The 23095-nt window shown below is 71.8% G+C and carries 16 protein-coding genes; 11 read left to right on the top strand and 5 right to left on the bottom strand.

Features of this window, described 5'->3' with window-relative positions:
- Position 1: 1 nt before the first annotated feature.
- Positions 2–1702 (bottom strand): maltose alpha-D-glucosyltransferase, encoded by a 1701-nt coding sequence (gene treS / locus ABD292_RS41405; protein WP_344217509.1) that lies wholly within the window; start codon positions 1700–1702, stop codon positions 2–4.
- A 71-nt stretch (positions 1703–1773) separates the two neighbouring features.
- Positions 1774–3873: an alpha-1,4-glucan--maltose-1-phosphate maltosyltransferase gene (locus ABD292_RS41400; protein ID WP_344217507.1), complete on the bottom strand. Its 2100-nt coding sequence runs from the start codon at positions 3871–3873 to the stop codon at positions 1774–1776.
- A 243-nt stretch (positions 3874–4116) separates the two neighbouring features.
- Between ABD292_RS41400 and glgP the strand changes: the two genes are divergently transcribed.
- Both glgP and ABD292_RS41390 read left to right on the top strand, forming a co-directional pair.
- A complete protein-coding gene (glgP, locus tag ABD292_RS41395) occupies positions 4117–6705 on the top strand; it encodes an alpha-glucan family phosphorylase (RefSeq protein ID WP_344217505.1) in 2589 nt (862 codons plus the stop codon).
- Between the two features lie 20 nt (positions 6706–6725).
- The gene (locus ABD292_RS41390) at positions 6726–7622 is read left to right on the top strand and encodes a MurR/RpiR family transcriptional regulator (protein WP_329590423.1); all 897 of its coding nucleotides are present in this window, start codon (positions 6726–6728) and stop codon (positions 7620–7622) included.
- On the opposite strand, the gene ABD292_RS41385 is transcribed toward ABD292_RS41390, so the two are convergent.
- From ABD292_RS41385 to ABD292_RS41375, 3 genes are all read right to left on the bottom strand, one after another.
- Positions 7585–9507, bottom strand: a complete 1923-nt coding sequence (locus tag ABD292_RS41385) for an N-acetylmuramoyl-L-alanine amidase (RefSeq protein ID WP_344217502.1) — start codon at positions 9505–9507, stop codon at positions 7585–7587. The two genes, ABD292_RS41390 and ABD292_RS41385, sit on opposite strands and share 38 nt — an antisense overlap.
- 89 nt (positions 9508–9596) lie before the next feature.
- Positions 9597–11615, bottom strand: coding sequence for a CehA/McbA family metallohydrolase (locus ABD292_RS41380; protein WP_344217500.1), 2019 nt, complete (start codon positions 11613–11615; stop codon positions 9597–9599).
- Between the two features lie 97 nt (positions 11616–11712).
- Positions 11713–11997, bottom strand: a complete 285-nt coding sequence (locus ABD292_RS41375) for a HesB/IscA family protein (protein WP_344217498.1) — start codon at positions 11995–11997, stop codon at positions 11713–11715.
- A gap of 126 nt (positions 11998–12123) precedes the next feature.
- On the opposite strand from ABD292_RS41375, the gene ABD292_RS41370 reads away from it, so the two are divergent.
- The 9 genes from ABD292_RS41370 (at position 12124) to ABD292_RS41330 (ending at position 22964) form a co-directional block, all read left to right on the top strand.
- Complete coding sequence (locus tag ABD292_RS41370) at positions 12124–12897, top strand: enoyl-CoA hydratase/isomerase family protein (RefSeq protein WP_344217496.1); 774 nt, start codon at positions 12124–12126, stop codon at positions 12895–12897.
- A gap of 111 nt (positions 12898–13008) precedes the next feature.
- Positions 13009–13395, top strand: a complete 387-nt coding sequence (locus tag ABD292_RS41365; RefSeq protein ID WP_344217494.1) for a hypothetical protein — start codon at positions 13009–13011, stop codon at positions 13393–13395.
- Positions 13386–14591 (top strand): DUF6395 domain-containing protein, encoded by a 1206-nt coding sequence (locus ABD292_RS41360; RefSeq protein WP_344217492.1) that lies wholly within the window; start codon positions 13386–13388, stop codon positions 14589–14591. Before ABD292_RS41365 ends, ABD292_RS41360 begins: the two co-directional genes overlap by 10 nt.
- A 2-nt stretch (positions 14592–14593) precedes the next feature.
- The gene (locus ABD292_RS41355) at positions 14594–15436 is read left to right on the top strand and encodes a M55 family metallopeptidase (RefSeq protein WP_344217490.1); all 843 of its coding nucleotides are present in this window, start codon (positions 14594–14596) and stop codon (positions 15434–15436) included.
- 10 nt (positions 15437–15446) lie between these two features.
- Positions 15447–16994: a flavin monoamine oxidase family protein gene (locus ABD292_RS41350; protein WP_344217488.1), complete on the top strand. Its 1548-nt coding sequence runs from the start codon at positions 15447–15449 to the stop codon at positions 16992–16994.
- Between the two features lie 78 nt (positions 16995–17072).
- Positions 17073–17585, top strand: coding sequence for a YbaK/EbsC family protein (locus tag ABD292_RS41345; protein WP_344217486.1), 513 nt, complete (start codon positions 17073–17075; stop codon positions 17583–17585).
- A gap of 134 nt (positions 17586–17719) precedes the next feature.
- The gene (locus ABD292_RS41340) at positions 17720–19864 is read left to right on the top strand and encodes a serine/threonine-protein kinase (RefSeq protein ID WP_344217484.1); all 2145 of its coding nucleotides are present in this window, start codon (positions 17720–17722) and stop codon (positions 19862–19864) included.
- A 16-nt stretch (positions 19865–19880) separates the two neighbouring features.
- Positions 19881–21701, top strand: coding sequence for a serine/threonine-protein kinase (locus tag ABD292_RS41335; protein ID WP_344217482.1), 1821 nt, complete (start codon positions 19881–19883; stop codon positions 21699–21701).
- 54 nt (positions 21702–21755) lie between these two features.
- The gene (locus ABD292_RS41330) at positions 21756–22964 is read left to right on the top strand and encodes a serine/threonine-protein kinase (protein ID WP_344217480.1); all 1209 of its coding nucleotides are present in this window, start codon (positions 21756–21758) and stop codon (positions 22962–22964) included.
- Positions 22965–23095: the final 131 nt, after the last annotated feature.

The following is a 23095-nucleotide window of genomic DNA, read 5'->3' as shown; positions in this document are numbered from 1 at the left end:
CCTACTCCTCCTGGATGACGGCCGGCGGGAGTGTGAACCAGTAGAACCCATGCCCAGGAAGCGTCAAAAGATACGGTAGTTCGCCAATTGCCGGAAATGGCACGCCTCCCATGGTTTCCACGGGGGAGACGCCGACGAATCTCCGCAGGTCGAGCTCGACCGGCTGCGGGAAGCGTGACAGGTTGTTCACGCACAGCATCCGGTCGTCGCCCAGCTCCCTGACGAAGGCCAGGACGCTCGGGTTGGAGGAGTTGAGCTCGGCGTACTCGCCCAGGCCGAAGACCGGGTGCCGCTTGCGGATCTCGATCATGCGCCTGGTCCAGTGCAGCAGCGAACCGGCGTTCTTCTGCTGGGCCTCGACGTTGATGGCCTGGTAGCCGTAGATCGGGTCCATGATCACGGGCAGGTAGAGCCGCCCGGGATCGCAGTCGGAGAAGCCGGCGTTGCGGTCGGGATCCCACTGCATCGGGGTGCGCACGCCGTCGCGGTCGCCGAGCCAGATGTTGTCGCCCATGCCGATCTCGTCGCCGTAGTAGAGCACGGGGGAGCCGGGCAGCGACAGCAGCAGCGCGGTGAACAGCTCGATCTGGTTGCGGTCGTTCTCCAGCAGCGGGGCCAGGCGGCGGCGGATGCCGACGTTGGCCCGCATGCGGGGGTCCTTGGCGTACTCGGTGTACATGTAGTCGCGTTCTTCGTCCGTGACCATCTCGAGCGTCAGCTCGTCGTGGTTGCGGAGGAAGATGCCCCACTGGCAGTGCTCGGGGATCTTCGGCGTCTGGGCCAGGATCTCGGAGATCGGGTAGCGGCTCTCCCTGCGTACGGCCATGAAGATGCGCGGCATCAGCGGGAAGTGGAAGGCCATGTGGCACTCGTCGCCGCCGCCCACCGGGTCGCCGAAGTACTCCACCACGTCCGACGGCCACTGGTTGGCCTCGGCCAGCAGGACCCGGTCGGGGTAGAGCCGGTCCACCTCGGCCCGGATGCGCTTGAGGTACTGGTGCGTCCTCGGCAGGTTCTCGCAGTTGGTGCCCTCCTCCTCGAAGAGGTAGGGGACCGCGTCCAGCCGGAACCCGTCGATGCCGAGGTCCAGCCAGAAGCGCAGCACCTCCAGCATCGCGTCCTGCACCGCCGGGTTCTCGTAGTTGAGGTCCGGCTGGTGGTGGAAGAAGCGGTGCCAGTAGTACTGGCCGCGGACCGGGTCGTAGGTCCAGTTGGAGGTCTCGGTGTCGATGAAGATGATCCGGGCGTCCTGGTACGTCTCGTCGGTGTCCGACCACACGTAGAAGTCGCCGAACGGCCCCTCGGGGTCGTGCCGGGAGGCCTGGAACCAGGGATGGGCGTCGCTGGTGTGGTTCATGACGAGGTCGGCGATGACCCGCATGCCCCGCCGGTGCGCCTCCTCGACGAGCTTCACGAAGTCGCCCAGGTCCCCGAACTCGGGGAGGATCTTCATGAAGTCGGCGATGTCGTAGCCGCCGTCACGCAGGGGCGACTCGTACAGCGGGAGCAGCCACAGGCAGTCGACGCCCAGCCACTGGAGATAGTCGAGTTTGCTGATCAGTCCCTTGATGTCGCCGGTGCCGTCGCCGTTGGAATCGGCGAAGCCCCGGATGAGGACCTCGTAGAAGACGGCGCGCTTGTACCAGTAGGGATCGCGCGGCTTTTCCTCGTCGAAGGTGTTGGGAATGGGTGTGGAGCTCATGAGCGCCCTCGCCGGAGGCTCATGAGGGAGGCGCTGACACACACGTTGAAGACTCCCCGCTGAATTCAGTTCTACCGTGGCGCGGCTCGTACGGTGAGAATGTGGGCAGGCTGGATGTGAGGGTCGAGGCGCACGTAGTTGCTCTGACGCCAGCGGTAGGACTCGCCGGACAGTTCGTCGTCCACGACGAACTCGGCGTTCCAGTCGAGCCCGAGGGCGGGCAGGTCAAGATCAACGGTTGCCTCATGGGTGTGGTGCGGATCCAGGTTGACGACCGCGAGAACGACGTCGCCCAGCCCGTGCCGTCTGGTGGCCGGGTCGTAGGCCCCCGGCAGACGCTTCGAGAAGCAGACGATGTCCGGCTGGTCGACCCGGTGAAATCGTAGGTTACGCAATTCCTGCAGTGCCGGATGCGCTCTTCGAAACAAATTCAGATGAGTGATGAAGGGAGCCAGGCTGTGCCCCTCGCGTTCGGCGGTCATCCAATCGCGAGGCTTGTACTGATATTTCTCACTATCGAGGTATTCTTCACTTCCCGGACGGACTGGGATATTTTCCCCGAGTTCATATCCGGAATAAACCCCCCAAGTCGGTGAGGCGAGCGCGGCCAGCACCGCCCGGATCTTGAACGCCGGCATCCCGCCGTGCTGCAGGTACTCGTGCAGGATGTCCGGCGTGTTGACGAACAGGTTGGGCCGCAGGTAGGCCGAGGTCTCCCTGGCCAGCTCCGACAGGTAGGTCTCGACGTCGTACTTGGAGTTCTTCCAGGTGTAGTACGTGTACGACTGGTGGAAGCCCACCTTCGCGAGCGCCCGCATCATCGCCGGCCGGGTGAACGCCTCCGACAGGAACAGCACGTCCGGGTCGGTGGTGTGGATGTCGGCCAGCAGCCGCTCCCAGAAGTTCACCGGCTTGGTGTGCGGGTTGTCCACCCGGAAGATCCGCACCCCGTGGTCCATCCAGTGCCGCACCACCCGGCGGACCTCGGCGTAGATGCCCTCGGGGTCCCGGTCGAAGTTGAGCGGGTAGATGTCCTGGTATTTCTTCGGCGGGTTCTCGGCGTAGGCGATCGAGCCGTCGGCCCTGATCGTGAACCACTCGGGGTGCTCCTTGACCCACGGGTGGTCCGGCGAGCACTGGAGCGCGAGGTCGATCGCGACCTCCATGCCCAGCTCGCGGGTGCGCGTCACGAACTCGTCGAAGTCCTCGATGGTGCCGAGGTCGGGGTGGATCGCGTCGTGGCCGCCGTCCTCGGAGCCGATCGCCCACGGCGAGCCCGGGTCGTCGGGCTCGGGGCTCAGGGTGTTGTTGCGGCCCTTGCGGAAGGTCGTGCCGATGGGGTGGATCGGCGGCAGGTAGACGACGTCGAAGCCCATCTTGGCGATCGCGGGCAGCCGTTTCGCGGCGGTCTGGAAGGTGCCGGACCTCGACATGCCGGGGCTGACCACCGCGCCTTCCGAGCGCGGGAAGAACTCGTACCAGGAGCCGTAGAGCGCCCGGCGCCGGTCCACCCGGATCTTGAACGACTTCGACCTGGTCACCAGCTCGCGGAACGGGTGGGCCTCCAGCAGCGCGGCCGTGTCGGGGAGCTGCGCGATCGACAGCCGGGCCCGCGGGTCGAGGTTGTCGTCGCGCAGCGTGGCCGCGACCGACAGCAGCGCCGCCCGGTGCCCGCACGAGGGCTCGCCGTTGCCGCCCGCCCTGCCGTTGCCGCCCGCCCTGCCGGTGGCGTTGGCGCCGCCGTTCTGGCCCGTGGGCACGGAGGGGCAGTCGGCCGCGCGCACGGCCTTGGCCGCCCGCTCGAACAACCGCGCGCCCTCCTCGCACATGAGGTCGACGTCCATGCCACGCGGGATCTTGATCTCGGCGTCGTGCAGCCACGTGCTGATCGGGTCGCTCCAGGCCTCCACGCGGTAGAGCCAGTCGCCCTCGGCGGGCAGGCACACCTCGGTGGCCCAGCGGTCGGTGCCCGGACCCAGCTCGCGCATCGGTCTCAACCGGCCACGCTGCCCATCGGGCGAGGTGAGCACCACGCCCGCGGCCACGGCGTCATGGCCCTCTCTGAAGACGGTCGCAGAGACCTCGAAGGTCTCGCCGGCGACCGCCTTGGCGGGCCGCTGCCCGCAGTCGACGACGGGGGAGATGTCCGTGATGGGAATTCGTCCGATCATCGCAATCAAGGGTTTGCGACGGCACACTCGGTGCCGCCGGAGGTTTTCCGTGGCAGGAACGATCCTCGCACGTTATTTCTGGACAGCAGCGGATAGACCTCCCGCAGAAGTTCGCGGGAGAACCCAACATTAGGGAAAGTTGCCCCATTGCGCCCTCTTCATGCTTGTCTTCGGAAGTGGTTTGAAGGGCTCCGATGGGGGTGAAGGAACGAGAGGTCCCTCCTAGCCCGTAGGGTGCACAACGTGAGAGCTATCCGTCGGTTTACCGTCCGCACCGTCCTGCCCACGGAGCTGGCCGCCCTCGGCGAGCTCGTACACAATCTCCGCTGGTCCTGGCACCCGGAGACGCTGGACCTGTTCGCCGAGGTCGACGCCGATCTCTGGGAGCAGGTCGGGCACGATCCCGTGGCCCTGCTGGGGGTCGTCACGCCCGCACGGCTCGCCGAGCTGGCGGCCGACCGCCGCTTCCTGCGGCGGCTCGCCGACGCCGCCGACGACCTGCGCGAATACATCACCTCGCCGCGCTGGTACCAGACGCTGCCCGACGGCGCGCGGGCCATCGCCTACTTCTCGCCCGAGTTCGGCATCGCCGCCGCCCTGCCGCAATACTCCGGCGGGCTCGGCATCCTGGCCGGCGACCACCTCAAGGCCGCCAGCGACCTCGGCGTGCCGATCCTCGCGGTCGGCCTGCTCTACCGGCACGGCTACTTCACGCAGTCGCTGTCGCCCGAGGGCTGGCAGCTTGAGCACTACCCCTCGCTCGACCCGGGCGGCCTGCCGTTGTCCCTGCTGAAGGAGGCCGACGGCACCCCGGTCAAGATCCGCCTGGGGCTGCCCGACGAGCGCGTGCTGCACGCCCAGGTCTGGGTGGCGCAGGTCGGCCGGGTGCCGCTGCTGCTGCTCGACTCCGACGTCGCCGACAACGACAACGCCGCCCGCGACATCACCGACCGCCTCTACGGCGGCGGCACCGACCACCGGCTCATGCAGGAGCTGCTGCTCGGCGTCGGCGGCGTGCGCGCCATCCGGGCCTACTGCCGGGTCACCGGACACCCCGAGCCCGAGGTCTTCCACACCAACGAGGGCCACGCCGGCTTCCTCGGCCTGGAGCGCATCCGCGAGCTGACCGAGGCGAGGCTCACCTTCGACGAGGCGCTGGAGGCCGTACGCGCCGGCACCGTCTTCACCACGCACACGCCGGTGCCCGCGGGCATCGACCGCTTCCCCGTCGAGCTGATCGAGCGCCACTTCGGCGGCTCGGCGTCCTGGCCGACCGTGCCCGTCGAGCGCATCCTCGCCCTGGGCGCGGAGTCCGACCCCGGGCGGTTCAACATGGCCGTCATGGGCATGCGCCTGGCCCAGCGGGTCAACGGCGTCTCGCAGCTCCACGGTGAGGTCAGCCGCGAGATGTTCAAGGACCTTTGGCCGGGGTTCGACCTCGACGAGGTGCCGATCGGCTCCATCACCAACGGCGTGCACGCCCCGACCTGGGTGGGCCGCGAGCTGATGGAGCTGGCCGGGCGCGAGCTGCCCGCGCTGCTGGAGCGCGCCCGCGGCTGGGAGGGCATCCAGAAGCTCTCCGACGCCGACCTGTGGGAGATCCGGGGGGTGCTGCGCCGCCGCCTGGTCGAGGGCGCCCGGGCTCGCCTGCGCAGGTCCTGGCGGGAGCGCGGGGCCTCCGACGCCGAGCTGGGATGGATCGACGACGCGCTCGACCCCGACGTGCTGACCATCGGCTTCGCCCGGCGGGTGCCGTCGTACAAGCGGCTCACGCTCATGCTGCGCGACCAGCGGCGGCTCACCGAGCTGCTGCTCGACCCGGACAAGCCGGTGCAGATCGTCATCGCCGGCAAGGCGCACCCCGCCGACGAGGGCGGCAAGAAGCTCATCCAGCAGATCGTCAAGTTCGCCGACCAGGCCGACGTGCGCCACCGGATCGTCTTCCTGCCCGACTACGACATGGCGCTCGGCCAGCTCATGACCCAGGGCTGCGACGTGTGGCTCAACAACCCGCTGCGCCCGCTGGAGGCGTCCGGCACCTCGGGCATGAAGTCCGCGCTCAACGGCGGGCTCAACCTGTCGATCCGCGACGGCTGGTGGGACGAGTGGTACGACGGCACCAACGGCTGGGCGATCCCCACCGCCGACGGCGTCACCGACCCCGACCGGCGTGACGAGCTGGAGGCCGCCGCACTCTACGACCTCATCGAGCACGAGGTGTCCGACCGCTTCTACGACCGGGCCTTCGACGGCCTGCCCCGGCGCTGGCTGGAGATGGTCAAGCACACCCTCGCCTCGCTCGGGCCGAAGGTGCTGGCCGGGCGCATGCTGCGCGACTACGTCGTGGACCTCTACACCCCGGCCGCCAAGTCCGCGCGGGCGCTGGCGGCCGACGCCCACGCCCCGGCCAAGGCGTTCGCCGCCTGGCGGGTCCGGGTCACCCGGGCCTGGCCGGGGGTGCGGGTGGAGCACGTGGAGGCGTCCGGCGCGGGCGACACGGACACCCCCGAGGTGGGGGCCGCGATCGAGGTGCACGCCACGGTGGCGCTCGGCGACCTGGAGCCCGGCGACGTGCTGGTCCAGGCCGCGTACGGCAAGGTCGGGCCGCACGACGAGCTGGTCCACCCGTCGTACGCGAAGATGACCTGCCAGTCGGTGGACGACGACGGCCGCGCCCACTACACGGGCGTGGTGCCGCTCGACCGCACGGGTGCTTTCGGCTACACCGTCCGGGTCGTCCCGGATCACCCGCTCGTCGCGACGACGGCCGAGCTCGGCCTCATCGCGGTCCCCGAGGAACCCGTGGGCATGACGAACGGCACATTGCGTTAAAGCCCAGGCATAATCGGGGGGTGGACGACAGTGCCAACGGCCTGCGGGCCGACACTCTGGTGGCCACGGTCCGAGGTGTGCTGCCGTCCCTGACGCCGGCCGCCCAGACCGTGGCCCGCCTCATCCTGGAGGACCCGGCGACGGTGGCGCGGAGCACCATCACCGAGCTGTCCGCCGCCTCGGGCACCAGCGAGGCCACGATCGTGCGGACCGCGCGGCTGCTGGGGTTCGCCGGCTACCCGCAGCTCAGGCTGGCGCTCGCGGCCGCGGCCGCGCAGCCCGACCGGCTCGTGCCCGGCGACCTCGCCCCCGACGACCCGCTGTCGGCGGTGATCCAGAAGGTCGCGCGGGCCGAGTCCGAGGCGATCAACGACACGGTCGCCCAGCTCACCAGCGAGCGGCTGGGCCTGGTCGTGGACGCCATCGTCGGGGCCCGCAGGATCGACGCCTACGGTGTCAGCGCCTCCGGCCTGGTGGCCGGGGACGTCGCGCAGAAGCTGCTGCGCATCGGCCTGTCCAGCCACGCCTTCCAGGACGCTCACCTCGCGCTCACCAGCGCCGTGCTGCTGCGGCCCGGCGACGTGGCGATCGGCATCAGCACCTCGGGCGAGACCCCCGACGTTATCGAGCCGCTCACGCGGGCCAAGGAGGCGGGCGCCACCACCGTGGCGATCACCAACAACCCGCGCTCGTCGATCGCGGAGCTGGCCGAGCACGTGCTCATCTCGGCCGGGCGCGAGACGGAGTTCCGTCCCGGCGCCCTGGCCAGCAGGATCAGCCAGCTCCTCGTCGTCGACTGCCTGTTCGTCGGGGTGGCGCAGCGCACCTACGACTCCTCGCAGGAGGCGCTGGCCAGCACCCGCAGGGCCGTCAGCGAGTTCACCCGGAGAACGACACCCGCACGTCGTCAGCCTTGACGAACATCACCCGGTGACCGAACTGGATCTGCAGATACTTGGTCTTGCCGCGCACCACCTTGTGGTCCTCCAGGTTGAAGGTGACCGCCCGGTAGTACTCGGTGGCCGCCGGTCCGGCGAGGGTGTACTTCTCGCCCGCCGAGAACGTGTACTGTAGCGGCGTCACCGCCTGGTACGGGATGTCCGCCGGGTACGCCTCCTGCTCCGGGTACGCCCGCCCGTACACCGGGACCGTGGCGAGGCCCGGCTTCGGCGTCACCACCAGGCCGGCCGACGGGACGGCGGTCGGCGCCAAGGCCGGGTTGTGGAACCACGCCTTCTGGCCGAGATACCAGATGGCCGTCCAGTCGCCCCGGCGCTCGGCGACGGCGAAGCGCTGGCCGGTGCTGGCGCGGGCGCTGTGGTCGTAGACGCTGTAGAGCGACTCGCCCGTGGGGTGCTTGCCGATGTCCTTGACCAGCGGGGCGTCGGCGCGCGGCTCGGTGCGCAGCCACACCGTGTGGGCGGGCAGCGGCGGGCAGGCGGCCTCGGGGTTCTTGCGGTCGCAGCCGTAGAAGTAGGGCTTGTTGGTGGCGAAGTCCGGCTTGATCATGACGCTGCCGGAGCGCGGCCCGCCGAGCTGGTGCAGCGGCGCGCCCATGAGCTGGAAGTAGTGCGCCCAGTCCCAGAACGGGCCCGGGTCCTCGTGCATGCCGCGCACGGTCGTCGGCAGCGTGCCGGGGACATTGTCGTGGCCCAGGATGTGCGCGCGGTCGAGCGGCACGCCGTGCCGCAGCGCCAGGTAGCGGACCAGGCGGGCGGACGAGCGGTACATCGCCTCGGTGTACCAGGTGCTGCCCTCGGCCAGGAAGCCCTCGTGCTCGATGCCGATGGACTTGGCGTTGATGTACCAGTTGCCGGCCTGCCAGCCGACGTCCTTGGTCTTGATGTGCTGGGCGATGTGGCCGTCGGCGGAGCGGACGGAGTAGTGCCAGCTCGCCCCGTAGTTGGGGTCCTGGTTGAGCCGGATGGACGGCAGGAAGTAGCCCTCCATGTCGTGGATGATGATGTAGTCCACTTTCTGGCTCACCGGGCGGTTCGCCAGGTCGTAGTGGCCGTAGTCGTCCGGCGGCAGCTCCTGGTAGGCCGCCGGGATCCACTCGCAGGAGATCGAGGCCGGGCACTCGACGCCGTCGGGGCGGACCGGGGGCCGCAGGCCCAGCTTCTCCAGCCACTTCTCGATCTTGCGCAGGCCGGTCACGGCCGGCAGCCGGACCTGCTCGCCGTCGTCGGTGGTGCGCTGGGCGCCCTCGGCGATCACCGAGTAGACCTCGTCGGCGAAGAACTTGGCGGCCCCGGCCTCCTCGGCGCCTGAATACTTGGCGACGGCGCCGTACCACTCGCCGGGGTCGTCGCTCAGCGGCGCGCCGAGGGACTTCTGGTAGTCGGCCAGCAGGGCCGCGCCGCCGCGGATGTTGGCGGCGTCGTCGGAGCGCAGGCGCTCGTGGCTCTCGCCGGTGAGCGCCGCAGCGCGTTCCATGGTCCGCAGCCGGGCGGGGATCTCCGCGGGGGCGGGCCGCTCGGCGGGCGCGGGCAGGGGTCTGGCGTCGTCGCCGCGGGCGTCCTCCTCGCCCGCGTCGTGGTGGTTGGAGCCGGTGTAGGCGGCGGCGTCCGTGAGGTGCATGGGGCCGAAGCCGGCGTCGCTGGAGGGCCTGCCCGCGTGGGCGTCCCACCGCGACTCCAGGTAGGAGACGCCGAGCAGCACGCTCTCGGGCACCTGGTACTCGGCCGCGGCGGCGGCGAAGGCCCGCTGCCGGTCGGCGGCGTCCTGGGCCTGGGCCTGGGCGGTGGGGGCAAGGGTTAACGGCAACAGGACGGCCACGCCGAGCGCCAGAAGTCTGCGCATGGACACTCCTCGGGACTGGGGGTGCGGTGCGCGTTCAGCGTCTCAACAATTTCCTTCGTAGGCGAGATCTTTGCGAAGACATTTTTCAGTCATGGGCTTAGGCGTCCCCGGTAGACCGCTCTGGCGCGCTCGTACAGGTGCAGGTGGTCGGCCAACTGCTCTTCGGTCTCGAAGGAGCCGTGCTCGCGCAGGAGCTCCGTCAGCCGGTCAAGCCAGGCGAGGCACCAGCGCACGTCCGCCTGCCTGGCCACGTGCTCGCCGGCCACGTTCAGGTAGACGGGGCTGGTGTGGGCGTAGGCGCCGGACGGGTGGAAGGCGCGCGGGTGCGGCCCGCCCGTGGCCACGGCCACCACGTACGTGGGCTCGCCGACCACCAGCGAGGCCGCGAGCCGCCCCGGCGGGCCCTGCGCCAGCACGCCGTCCGCGGTGCGGATCTCCAGCGACTCGACCTCGGGCCCCACCGAGCTCACGGCGATCTCCACCCGGGCCCCGACCGGCAGGTCCAGCGTGTCGCCAGGACCGTGGCCGTCCACCGTGAGCTCCAGCCACGGCCCGGAGGTCGCGAACGTGCGGCCCAGCAGGAGCGCCTCCGCGTAGGACTCGGCGGTCAGCGGCCCGCCGACGTGCGCGTACACGCGCTCCCAGCCCGGCGGCGAGGACGCCGTGCCGCGCCGGCAGAACGACAGCACCGCGTCGGTGCCCGCGGTGACGGCGAGCCGGTTGCCCGCGCCGATCAGCCGCCGGTAGACGGCGGCGGTGGCGGCGACCGAGGAGTGGTTGAGCACGTCCAGGCAGTCCACCAGGCCGAGCGCGGCGTCGGCCACGATCTCCCTGGCCGAGCAGTTCCGCCCGCGGCTCAGCACCACGTCGGGAGGGTCGTCGTCGGTGAAGGGCGTGTGGAAGGGGTGCCCGTAGCCGGTCACGCCGCCGAGTTCGCGCAGTTCCTCCAGCGCCACCGCGTTCGGCGGCCAGTCGGCCGTGCCGAGGAAGCCCGAGTGCCGCCGCTCCGGCGCGGCGCGCAGCCCGAACGCGGTCGCGTGCCCGACGAGGTCGTTGCGGTACTCGACGCCGAACCTGGCGAGGTGGCGCCCGTCCGACCACGGCAGGTCGCGGCCCGCCCAGTGCTCCAGCGCCTCGGCGTCGTAGACCCGCTCGGCCGCCACGTTGCCCGCGACCAGGTTGAGCACGTGCAGGTCCTCGCCGTGCTGCGCGGCGGCGGCCAGCTCGGGCGCGGCCGGCTCCTCGCCCATCCAGTTGAGGTGGACGTGCAGGTCGCCGCCGTACCAGCCGCGGGCCGCGGCGTCGTACAGGCGCTCGGGGGTCAGCTCGACCAGCGTCTCGCGGCCCTGGACGGGGGTCACCGCGGCCTCGGCGGAGGCGTACTCCATGCCCCTGGTCACGGTCACGGTCAGCGGCTCGGCGGGCACGGCCACCACCAGGTCGTCGCCGTGGAAGTACGGCCTCCCGTGCGCGTCCACCTTGGGCGGGACGCCCTCGGGATACCAGCCCTGGCCGTTCGCGCCGGTCACGCTCCACCGGCACGGGAACCCGGCCCGCAACCGGAGCGCCGCCGCGCCGGCCCGCCGGGCCAGCGGCGACAGGTCCACGGCCCGGCCCGCGACGACCACCTCGCCCGTCACCTCGACGATCTCGGCGCCGCGCGGCGGCACCACGTGCGGCACGCCGTCCACGACCACCTCGACCGGGTCGTCCGTGCGTGAGTCCAGCAGCAGCGCGGTGCGCAGCGGCGTGCCGTCGAGCAGCACGCGCCCGACGGCCTCCAGCGCCGCCCCGGACGGGGTCAGGCGCAGCGCGGGCAGGTTGTCGGCGACCTCGTCGCCGAGGGCGTCGCGTACCACGAGGTCGACGTCCACCTCGCCGAGGCGGTCCTCCAGCTCCCCGTCGGACAGTCCGGGGTGGCGGGCGGCGAGCAGGCTCATGGCCGGGCCCCAGAAGCGGTGCCTGAGGTCGAGGAAGACCGTGGCGCGGGCCTGCGTGACGTAGGAGAGGGACGGCTCGCCCCAGGTGACCCCGTGCTCGTCGCGGAGCGAGCGGTAGCGGGCCACGGCGCGGGCGACGGCTTCCGGTAACAACGGATCGTGACGCATCGGGCACTCCTTGAGATCGGACGCGCCGTCATCGTGACACGGGATCTGCCGCCGTGCGACCGATATCAGTGGGTACGTAGTGACAAATCCACCGGGGCTAGGGCCGCCGGTCCAGGTGGAACGTCGGCTGCCTCGGGCTCCCCGGCCGGGCGTCGAGCGACTTGTCGTCCAGGACCGCCACGGTGTCCTCGGCCACGAAGACCCGCACGTCCCCCTTCTCGATCACCTGGTCCCCGGCCTCCGGCGTGCTAGCCAGGGACAACTCCAGTGTGCCCGCCCTGTCCGGGATGGCGGCGATGCGCAGGCCGGCGTGGGGCGGCACGTCCTCGCCGTCCATCAGGTCGCGAATCGCGTCCACGGCGTTGTCGGTCACAGTCAGCACGTCCGAGCTCCTCACCTGCGGGAAGACCTGCGGGAAGACCTTCGCCTCCCCGCCGGCCGGAGGAGCAAACGCCGCCGCGCCCGAGCCCGGCCGGGCGGCGGGGGAGCGGCCTGTTAGGTTCGGACCATGGGTGAGTTTGTGAGCGTCGAAGTGGCCGACCAGATCGCCACGATCCGTCTCGACCGTCCCAAGATGAACGCGCTCAACGGCCAGGTCCAACGAGAGATCGCCGAAGCGGCCCGTATCGTGGACGAGGACCCGCAGGTGCAGGCGGTCATCCTCTACGGCGGCGAGCGGGTCTTCGCGGCGGGCGCCGACATCAAGGAGATGGCCGACATGTCCTACGCGGACATGTCCGCTCACTCCAGCACGTTGCAGGCGTGCTTCACGACGGTGGCCCGCATCGGCAAGCCGGTCATCGCCGCCATCACCGGCTACGCGCTGGGCGGCGGCTGCGAGCTCGCCCTGTGCGCCGACTTCCGGGTGGCGGGCGAGTCGGCCAAGCTGGGCCAGCCGGAGATCCTGCTCGGCATCATCCCCGGCGCGGGCGGCACCCAGCGTCTGCCGCGCCTGGTGGGCCCGGCCCGCGCCAAGGACCTGATCTTCACCGGCCGGCACGTGTCCGCGGCCGAGGCCCTGGAGATCGGCCTGGTCGACCGGGTGGTGCCGGACGAGCAGGTCTACACGGCGGCGCTGGAGTGGGCCGCGACGTTCGTGGGCGGCCCGTCGATCGCGGTGCGCGCCGCCAAGCAGGCCGTGGACCAGGGCCTGGAGGTCGATCTCGACACCGGGCTTGAGATCGAGCGGCTGCAGTTCTCCGGCCTGTTCGCGACCGACGACGCCAAGATCGGCATGCGCGCGTTCGCGGAGAAGGCCAAGCCCAAGTTCACCGGCCGGTAAACACTTGATTACACAGGCCGCTCCCCGGCTCCGGGGGGCGGTCCACACAGAGCTGTACCTGTTATCACTGGCGCACTTTTTACTCTGCCTTTAGCAGTATCGTGACGTCTCATGATGCGCACCCTGGTCCCCGCGCGGCTCCGGAAGGCCGTGCGCACATGGTTCGACTCCCGGTACATCTCCGTCGCCGACCACCGGCAGGACATCAGGGACGCGCTCTGGGAGGTCCAGACGCTCCGGCGCGAGGTGACCGGGCTCCAGGCCGAGGTCGAGCGGCTGCGCAAGGCCGTGGCGAAGCCCGCGCCGCGCCCCGCCATGGCGGCGACGGACAAGGCGCGGCTGGACGACACCCACCGGCTGGCGCAGGAGACGGCCAAGGCGCTGGACGGCGTGCTGCAGAACGAGGTCCTGGTCTGGCAGGCCATCGACGACCTGCGCGCCCGGCAGAGCACGCCCGTGCCCGGCCAGAGCTCCGGAGAGGAACGCCCATGCGCGTGACCTGGACCGGCGGCGACCTGAGCTTCCGCCTCGACGCCGAGGACGAGATCACCGGCAGGGCCTCCGACGAGCACCCCGTCAAGCTCGCCATCAACTCCTGCACGATCGGCGGCGTCCCCGGGGACGCGCATCCCGACCTGTTCGCCGTCGCGGCCTGGACCGTCGTCGCCCCCTGGACGCGCAGGCGGGTGCTCTTCGACCGGGCGATCTCGGCCGAGGTCGCCGCCGCGCTGCACGACGGCTGGGGCGTCGAGGCCGGGCCGGTCGGCGCCGAGCCGAGGCGGCCGGGGCCGACGCTCGGGATCTCCTACAGCGGCGGCGCCGACTCCGTGGCCGCGGCCACGATCTTCCCCGAGTCGCCCTTCCTGCACTTCCACCGGGTGCCGCACCGGCGCATCCCCAACCGGTGGCCGCACTACCGCTCCGACGTGCTGGCCAAGCTCGCCGCGAAGACCGGGCGCGAGGTCACCACCGTCACCTCCGACCTGGAGTACACCCTCGCCGAGCCCCGCCCCGGCTACCCCGAGCACCACGCGGTCGCCGCCGGGGCGCTGCTCCTCGCCGACCAGCTCGGCCTCGGCGGCCTCGGCTTCGGCTACGAGATGGGCTCACGCTGGCTCGGCGGCGGCCGCTACCTGCACCGCTACACCCCCGACAACCCCATGTGGTCGCCGCACGGCAAGTGGGGCCGGCTGTTCGCCGCCGCCGGCGTCCACCTGGTGCTGCCGGTCGGCGGCGTCAGCGAGGCGACCACGATGCGCCTCGCCCTGAACTCCGACCTGCGCGAACAGGTCCGCTGGTGCCTGCGCGGCACCGACGGCCCGTGCCGCGACTGCGGCAAGTGCCTCTACAAGGAGCTCATCCAGGCCGCCGTCGAGCGCCGCCCGCTGAACACGCCCGTCACCGCCGATCGCCCGTTCGCCCGCAAGTGGCTGCGCAAGCCGCCCTACGGCGGCCAGGAGATGATCGAGTACGGCCTGGCCCGCGTCCCGGGCATCGAGAACACGCTCTTCGGCCCGGCGCTCGACTTCTTCGAGGCGACGGAGGAGTCCACGAGCTGGCTCGACCACTGTTACCCGCCCGCGATCGAGGAGATCCCGGAGGCGTGGCGGGCGCAGGCGGCCGCGTTCATGACGGAGAACGTCGGGATGATGACCGAGGCCGAGACTCGGCGCGTGGAGAACTGGGGGAGCTGACCGTGAAGGTTTATCTGTCGGTGGACATGGAGGGCGTGACCGGCCTCACCGATCCCGAGGAGATGCACACCGGCGGGCGCGACTACGAGCGCGGCTGCGAGCTGATGACCGCCGACGCCAACGCCGCGGTCACGGGCGCGTTCGACGCGGGCGCGGGCACCGTGCTGGTCAACGACGCCCACGGCTCCACCAAGAACCTCCGCATCGACCTGCTGGACCCGCGGGCCAGCCTGATCCGCGGTCCTGGCAAGGCGCAGCGGATGGCGCAGGGCCTCGACGGGTCGTTCGCGGCGGCGTGCTTCGTGGGCTACCACGCGCGGGCGGGCGTCCAGGACGGCGTGCTCAACCACACGTGGATGGGCAAGGAGATCCAGAACGTCCAGCTCAACGGCGAGCCGTGCGGCGAGACCCGGCTGGTGGCGGCCTGCGCCGGCTACCACGGGGTGCCCGTCGTGCTGGTCACCGGCGACGAGGCCGTCGGCGAGGAGGCCCGCGAGGTCCTCGGCGACGTCGAGACGGTGGCGGTCAAGAAGGGCATCGACAAGTTCTCGGCCGAGCTGCTGCCGCCGAGCGTGGCCCAGGCCCGCATCCGCGAGGCGGCGGCCCGCGCGCTGGGGCGGCTCGGCGATTTCACTCCGTACCGGGTGGAGGCGCCGTACACCTTGGGGGTGGAGTGGAACTCGACGGCCATCGCGGCCGCCGTGGCGCTGGTGCCGGGGGTGAAGCAGGTGGGCTCGCGGCACACCGAGTTCACCACGGACGACTTCACCCAGATCATGGCTCTGTTCGGCATCTTCGCCACGATCGGCGGCCAGATAGCGTGCGGCAGCGGCCCGTACGGATGAGGAGCGGGACGTGGAACGGGCGGCGCTGACGCGGCGAGGGCTGCTCATCGGGATCGGCGCGGCGGGCGGCGCGGGCGCCATGTACGCGGCCATGGGCGCCCTCGGCCTGGCGCCGTCGGAGCAGGACAAGGCGTTCACCCCACCCCGGCAGGGCGACTTCACGCTGCGCGGCAAGGGCTCGGCCAAGGTCGTGATCCTGGGGGCCGGGGTGGCGGGGCTGACGGCGGCGTACGAGCTGGGCAAGGCCGGCTACGACTGCACCGTGCTGGAGGCCAGGGAGAAGGCGGGCGGCCGGAACCTGACGCTGCGCGGCGGCGACCGCCTGCCGGAGCTGAACGGCCCGGTGCAGCAGGCCGCGTTCGGCGAGGGCCAGTACTTCAACGCCGGCCCCGGCCGCATCGCGCCCTGGATGCTGACCCTGGACTACTGCCGCGAGCTGGGCGTCCCCGTCGAGGTGTTCGTCAACCACAACGCCATGGCCTACGTCCACACCGGCGGGCGGACCATGCGGGTCCGCGCCGCCCGCGCCGACCTGTACGGCTACGTCGCCGAGCTGCTGGCCAAGGCCACTGACCGCGGCGCGCTCGACCGGGCCGTCTCCGCGCAGGACCGGGAGCGCCTGCTCGACTTCCTGCGCCGCTTCGGCGACCTCGGCCCGAAGCTGGAGTACGACGGCTCCGCGCGCCGCGGCTTCGCGACGTACCCGGGGGTCGACGCGGGCACGCTCGACGCGCCCCTCTCCCTCACCGACGTGCTGGCCGCCGGCACCGGACGGCTGGTGCTGAACGACTTCGGCCACGACATGGCCACCCCCATGTTCCAGCCGGTCGGCGGCATGGACGCGATCGTCGTCAAGCTCGTCGAGGCCGTCGGCGCCGAGCGCATCAGGACCGGGGCCAAGGTCACCAGGATCACGACGCTGGCCGACGGCGTCGAGGTCGTCTGGGACGGCGGCTCGATCAAGGCCGACTACTGCGTGGCCGCCCTCCCGCCGCACGTCATGGCCAAGATCCCGCACAACCTCGGCGCGGAGGTCACGGCCGCGCTGAAGACGCCCGTCCCGGTCGCCGCCGGCAAGATCGGCCTGGAGTACGACCGGCGCTGGTGGGAGAGCGAGGACCGCATCTACGGCGGCGTCACCGAGACCGACCTCGACATCACCCACATCTGGTACCCCTCGCACGGCTACCACTCCGGCCGCGGCGTGCTCGTCGGCTACTACAACACCGAGCGCGACGCCGAGCTGTACGGCGCGCTCTCCCCGGAGGACCGCCGGCGCCGCGCGCTCACCCAGGGCAAGAAGATCCACGGCGAGAAGTACCGCCAGGGCGTGCTGGCCGACGTCTCGATCGCCTGGCACCGCCAGCCGCACATCGAGGGGGCGTGGGTGCGCTGGCCGGTCTTTGATTCGTCCTTCACTCTTCTGCAACGCCCCGCCGGAAGGGTTTACTTCGCGGGCGACTGGCTCACCCAGCTGATCGCCTGGCAGGCGGGGGCCATGGAGTCCGCCCGCGCCGCCGTCACCCAACTGCACCAGCGCGCGGTGCGGTCGGCCTGACGGCACCGGCCGTCCCCTGAACCCCGCCACTCCCCGGACCGCCGTAGGGTTTCCGGGAGAGGCGAACAAGGAGATGGCATGAGCTTGCACTGGGAGCCCGCCACCGGACGAGCCGACCTGCTGGCCGGCCCGGTGGCACGGGCCGTGACGGCGGTCGACGGCGTCGAGGTGGCCGAGATCGACCCCGATCTGGCCGACACCGCGGCGTTCTGCGACCGTTACGGCGTACGCCTCGACGAGTCCGCCAACTGCGTGATCGTGGCCGCGAAACGGGGCGGCGAGACCCGCTACGCCGCCTGCATGGTGCTCGCGACGATGCGGGCCGACGTCAACGGCGTGGTGCGCAGGCACCTCGAGGCCCGCAAGGCGAGCTTCGCGCCGATGGCCGAGGCCGTCGAGCTGACCGGCATGGAATACGGCGGCATCACCCCGATCGGCCTGCCCGAGGAGTGGCCGATCCTGGTGGACACGCACGTCGCCGAGCACGCGAGGGTGGTGATCGGCAGCGGGCTGCGCCGCTCGAAACTGGCGCTGCCCGGCGCGGCGCTCGCCGGGCTGAAGCGCGCCGAGGTCCTGCCGCTGGCGGGCTGAAGGAGAAATCGAGGCCGATTCGAGACCCACGTCCGGGAAACCGGAGAGGCCCTTCCGGACGTTGTACGAGGTGGGAATGTGGCCTCATGGTTCATCTCGTGGGCGGGGATTAAGCCGGTATGGTGCTTCATGCCATGAACGATGACCGACTAGGCCCTTACCGGCTGCTCAGGCGGCTCGGTGAAGGCGGGATGGGCGTTGTCCACCTCGCTGTCGACCCGCAGGGGCGGCAGGTGGCGGTCAAGGTCCTGCGGGGCGAGGTCGCGGGCGACGAGGTCGCCAGGCGGCGGCTTTCGCGCGAGGTCGAGACCATGCGCCGGGTGCGCAGCAAATACATCGCCGAAGTGGTCGACGCCGATGTGACCGGTCATCGCCCCTACATCGTCACCCGTTACGTGCCCGGACGTCCGCTCGACGAGATCGTGAAGGACGACGGGCCGCTCGACCTGCCCGCGCTGGTCCGGGTGGCGCACGGCGTGGCGGCGGCGCTCGCCTCGGTGCACTCGGTGGGCGTGATCCACCGCGACCTCAAGCCGGGCAACGTGCTGATCCTGGACGGCGAGCCCGTCCTCATCGACTTCGGCATCGCGCAGGCGGTCGACGCGACCCGGCTGACGCAGACCGGCATGTTCATCGGCACGCCCGGCTACCTCGCCCCCGAGATCATCGAGGGCCAGGAGGCGGGCCCCGAGGTCGACGTGCACGCCTGGGCGGGCACGCTGCTCTACGCCGCGACCGGCCAGCCGCCCTTCGGCAAGGGCACGCTGGAGATGATCTTCTACAACATCACCGCGGGCAAGGCCGACGTGAGCGCGGCTCCCGCGACGTTGCAGCCGCTGCTCAAGGCGGCCTTCCAGCGCAACCCGGCCAAGCGGCCCAAGGCGGCCGAGCTGGCCGAACAGACCGCCCGGATGCTGCCGCAGCCGCCGCCGGGCAGCGTCCCCGACGAGATCTCGACGGTGCCGCGCCCGCCGGAGACCCCGCCGCCGCACCTCGCCGACCGGCCGTCCTACGACATCTCCACGCCGGCGGTCACGCCGCGGCGGCTGCTCGACGGGCAGGAGCGGCAGCCGACGATCCCGCCGCAGGACCAGCCGTACGTGTCGCTGCTGCCCGGCCAGGAGGCCCCGAACCCGCCGGGTTCCGGCGTGCCGGGCGGATCGCACCCCAACGTGCCCGCGGAGAGCCTGCTCGGCGACGGCGGCGACCCCTGGCCCACCCGCAGGGTGACGCCGGAGGAGCTGCGCCGCATCCAGCGCGAGAACGCCGCGGCGGCGCCCCCGCAGCAGCCCGTGCAGCCCTGGCCCGGCCTGCAGAGCGGCGGCCACCCGGTGCCGTCCGGCGAGGAGGACGTCCCTACTCGCCGGGTCCGTCCCGGTTCGCCGGAGCTGGGTCGCTCCAACCTGTCCGGACCCAACCTGTCCGGGCCCAACCTGCACGGGCAGGGGCTCGACGCGGCGCGGCTCACCCCCGGCGTGGCCGGGCCCGTGCCCGACGCCGGCCGGATGGCCCCGGGCTACGACCCGGCGGGCCGCGTGGCCCCCGACGTTCCCGAGTACGGCCGCCACGGCCCCATGCCGATGCAGCCGCCGCCCTACATCCCGGCACAGCAGCACTATCATCACGACCCGACGCAGCGGGAGCCTTACCTGCCGGGCGTGATCCCGGGCAACCCGCTGCAGCGGTCCAGGGCGTACGGCGTGGCCGGCTGGATGCTGCTGGTCATCATGGTCGTGGCGGCGGCGCTGGAGCCCCTGCTCGTGGCGATCGTGGCCGTCCCGTTCGCGGTGCTGCTGCGCGCGGCCGACATCGCGCAGCCGCAGCTCGCCGGAAGGCGTCCGGCCGGGGCGGCGGCGCTCGACGTGCTGCGGGTGTTCGCCCACCCCGCGGCGCTGGCCAAGTCGGCGGGCATCACGCTCGCGCTCACGCTCTACGCGCTCATCCTGGGGCTGCCCGTGACGCTGCTGCTCACGGTGGTCACCGACACCGTCTCGTCCAACGCCCTGGCCTGGGGCGCGGCGGTCGCGCTCTGGACGGTCTGCGCGGGGCCCGGGGTCGAGGGCCCCGGCAAGCAGATGCGCAGAACACTCGCATCGCTCGTACCCTCGAGGACAGCGGCGATGGTGATGGCGGGAGTTCTGGCGGCGGTCGCCGCGCTCTCGCTGATCCTCGCTTTCGGCACGTTCGGGGACAAGCCAAGGGGGGCTGGATGGACTCCGCTGAACGTCGGGCCAGTGACGGACCAACTGGACGGCTTGAGGGTGAACACCGGGGGATGACACGGGAAGGGCGGCGATGAGCATTCAAGCACCGGAACGCCTGGGCCCGTACCGGCTGGTCAGGAAGATCGGCGAGGGCGGCATGGGCGTCGTCCACCTCGGCCTCGACGGCGAGGGGCGCGAGGTCGCGATCAAGGTGCTGCACCCGCACGTGGCCGCCGACCTCAAGGCGCGCGACCGGCTCACCCGCGAGGTGGAGACCATGCGGCGGGTGCGGAGCCCGTTCGTGGCCGAGGTCATCGACGCCGAGCTCGTGGGCGGGCAGCCCTACGTGGTGACGCGCTTCGCGCCGGGCCGCACGCTGGAGGACACCGTCCTGGCCGACGGTCCGCTCGCCGCGCGCGAGGTGATCAAGCTGGCGCAGGGGCTGTGCCAGGCGCTGGTCGCCATCCACGCGGCCGACGTGATCCACCGTGACTTCAAGCCGTCCAACGTCATGCTGGTCGACGGGGAGCCGCTGGTCATCGACTTCGGCATCGCCCACCTGGTCAACGCGACCCGGCTGACGCAGACCGGCATGTTCGTCGGCACGCCCGGCTACCTCGCGCCCGAGATCATCCGTGACTCCGAGATCACCCAGGCGGCCGACGTGCACGCGCTGGCCTCGACGGTGTTCTTCGCGGCCACGGGGGCGCCGCCGTTCGGCACGGGGACGTTCGAGTCGGTCTGCTTCAACATCATGGAAGGGCGGGCGCAGCTCGACAAGGCGCCCGCCTGGCTGCGCGGCTGGCTGAGCCGCGCGCTGCACGTCGAGGCCGCCTCCCGGCCGAGCGCGCAGGAGTTGCTGCGCATGGCGAGGGCGCTGGACCCGGCGGTGACGACGTTCAACGAGACGACGTCGTTCGACGGGCCGACCGGCACCAAGCGCATGGGCAGCGGCACCCGCGTGATGGGCCAGAGCGACTACTCCGACCTGCTGCCGCCGGTCGAGTACGCCAAGCCGCAGCCGCCTCCGCCCCCGCCGCCCAGGCAGCGGCGCGAGCAGGCGCCGCCGCGTCCGCGCCACGAGGAGCGGCCCCGGCAGGACGAGCGTCCGCCGCCCTACGTGCCGGCCCGCCCGCCCTACGGCGACCAGCGGGTGGCCGGTTACCCCGCGCCGCCGCCGCAGCAGCAGGTGCGGCCCTACACGCCGCCGCCCGCGCCGCGCCAGCAGGCCCAGCCGCCCGCCGAGCGCAAGCGCTATCTGTTCGGCGCCCAGCTCACGGGGCTGCTGCTGCTGGTCACGCTGGTGGCGGTGACCGTGATGCTGCCCGTCATGGCGGGCGCGATCGCGGTCGCGCTGGCGCTGGTGCTGCGCCTCGGCGAATACCTGTTCGGCGACATGGTCAAGCGGCGGCAGGTGCGCGGCAGCAGCGCGGCCGACCCGCTGCTCGCGCTGGTCGGCACGCCCTGGGCGCTGATCAAGTCGGCGCTCGTGACGGCGGTGCACGTGCCGCTGGCGCTGCTGTTCGGCGTGTGTGTGTGGGGCGCGCTCCACTGGGCGGGCGGCATGCATCTCAACGAGGCGGCGGCGTACGGGGCCGGGGCCATGGCGGCCGGCCTGTTCGTGCTGCCCGGCGGCGGCGCGCCGCGTCAGGCGGTCACCCGCTCGCTCACCGGCGTCCTGCGCACGCCGGGCGCGGCCCTGGTCGCGGTCGTGGTGGTGGGCACGGCGGCGCTGTTCGCGGTGATGTTCGCGCTGGGGCAGGACCCGGTGTGGACGCCGTGGCGCGCACCCAGCAAGATCATCGACGAGCTGAGCGCGCAGGCCAGCCAGACGGTGACCGGGCTGATCACCGGGCTCATCGGCAGCCTGCTCGACGACCTCGGCCTGGGCTTCCTGACCAACTGGTTCTGAGCCGGCGACGGGGGCCGGCGTGTCTCCGGCCGCTCCCTTGGGGAGAGTAGAGGTATGAGCGAGCGCCTCGGCCCGTACGAACTCCTCTCGCGCCTGGGGTCGGGCGGCTTCGGCGAGGTGCACCTGGCGCTCGACGCGGAGGGCCGTACGGTCGCCGTCAAGGTGCTGCACCCGCACGTCGCCGCCGACGCCGCCGCGCTGGCCCGGCTGGCGCGCGAGGTGGAGACCATGCGCAGGGTCGGCGGCCCCAACGTGGCCGAGGTGCTGGACGCCTCCCTGGAGGGCGGGCGTCCCTATCTGGTGACCCGCTACGTGCAGGGCCGGCCGCTGAGCGCCGTCCCCACGCCGGTCGAGGACCTGCGGCGGCTGGCCGCCGGGCTGGCCGGCGCGCTGCTCGCCATGCACGAGGCCGGGGTCGTGCACCGCGACCTCAAACCCGCCAACGTCATCCTGACCGAGGGCGACCCCGTCGTCATCGACTTCGGCATCGCCAGCGCGCTGGACTCGCTGTCGGTGACCGCCTCGGGCGCGGTGGTGGGCACGCCCGGCTACCTGGCCCCCGAGGTGCTGGAGGGGCGGCAGGCGGGCATGGAGGCCGACGTGTTCTCCTTCGGCGCGACCCTCGCGTACGCGGCCACCGGGCGGCAGCCGTACGGGCAGGGCCCGGCCGCCGCGGTCGCCTACCGGGTCGTGCACCATCCGCCCGACCTGGAGGGCGTGCCCGGGTGGCTGGCGCCGTTGTTACGCGAGTGCCTGACCACCGATCCCGCCAAGCGGCCGACGGCGGCGCAGATCTGCGCCCTTCTGGGCGTCGAGCACGTGCCCGCCGCTCCCCGTGCCGTCCGTCCCGTGCCGGCGCGGCCCGGCGACGACACCGCGACCATGGAGTGGCGGCCGGGCGAGGACCCGCGGCGCCGCAGGGTCGAGGAGTCGAGGGCGCGGCACCGGGAGAAGGTGCGCAGGCGGTGGGTGATCGGGTCGGGGCTGTTCGTGTCGTTACTGGCGGCCGCGGCCTGGAAGGTGCTGCCTGAGGTGGGGTTGTTCCTGCTGGCGGCGTACGCGCTGGGCGTGGTCTCGGACGCCGGGGTCGCGCTGTTCACGCGCGGCCCGTACCGGCGGTCCCGCGTGATCGTCGATATGGTCGCCGTGGCAGGGGTTGTCGGCCTCTGCTTCGGGCTGGCGGCGGTGTTCAGCACCTTCACCCTGGCGCTGTTCGCCGGAACGGCGCTGGTCGTGGGGGTCGTGTTCCTGCTGTCGGCCTGAGCCGGCCACGACGGGGGGCGGGCGGCACGAACAGAATGAAGTTCGGTATGGTGGAGGGGCAGAGTCCGGCGTGCCGACCGTGTTTCCGCACGGTTTGCGCGTAAGCTACTCATGGGTAACATGACCGCGAC

Source organism: Nonomuraea bangladeshensis (genome assembly GCF_039529455.1).
GTDB lineage: Bacteria > Actinomycetota > Actinomycetes > Streptosporangiales > Streptosporangiaceae > Nonomuraea > Nonomuraea bangladeshensis.
Note: the sequence above shows the minus strand (reverse complement) of the source record. Positions and strands in the feature narration are given on the sequence as shown.